The organism is Acinetobacter sp. HR7, assembly GCF_000773685.1.
Taxonomy (GTDB): domain Bacteria; phylum Pseudomonadota; class Gammaproteobacteria; order Pseudomonadales; family Moraxellaceae; genus Acinetobacter; species Acinetobacter thermotolerans.
The window spans coordinates 1-642 of sequence record NZ_JPQO01000132.1; the positions used below are offsets into that span (position 1 = coordinate 1).

Consider the following 642-nt stretch of genomic DNA (forward strand, 5'->3'; position numbering starts at 1 on the left):
ACAAACCCGGTACGGTTCATCCCTGAGTCTAATACAAAGCTTTGGAGATATATGGATTTTACAAAGTATGTAAGTTTATTATCATCTAGGTCACTTTATTTTACACGTGCAGATTGCTTTGAGGATTTATTCGAAGGAGCGAAAGGGGGTAAAAAGAATAAAGATAGATGGGATTTACATTATATAAATTTTTTTAGAGATGCTATTAAGAACCCACCAGAAGGTCATATATGTACTCTAGAAGAGAGTGAAATAGAAAATCAAGCTAAGCATCTTTTAAATCAATTAGAAAATTCAGGTCAAATTGGAAAGAAAACAACTTATGTAAGTTGCTGGCATGAAAATGAATATGAATCAGAGGCGATGTGGCGTTTATATTCGAGTTATCTTGACAACGCAATAGCTGTTAGAACAACGTATAATAGACTATATGAATCAATGGGTTGTGATCCGTCGATCCAAATAGGAAGAATAAAATATATTGATTACAATAAAAGTTATGCTGGCATAAATGACGCTTTTTGGAATAAAAGAAAATCATTTGAACATGAAAGAGAAGTTAGAGCGTTAGTGAGAGATCGCTCGTGTGAGGCTTCGGGAAAATTAATGAAATGTAAATCTTGAGGCTCTAGACTAGCAAAA

The 642-nt window shown here is 33.6% G+C and carries 1 protein-coding gene; it reads left to right on the forward strand.

The window, feature by feature from the left end:
* The coding region (locus tag GW12_RS06115) for a hypothetical protein (protein WP_264673521.1) at positions 1–624 on the forward strand (624 nt) is incomplete at its 5' end.
* Positions 625–642 lie beyond the last annotated feature (18 nt).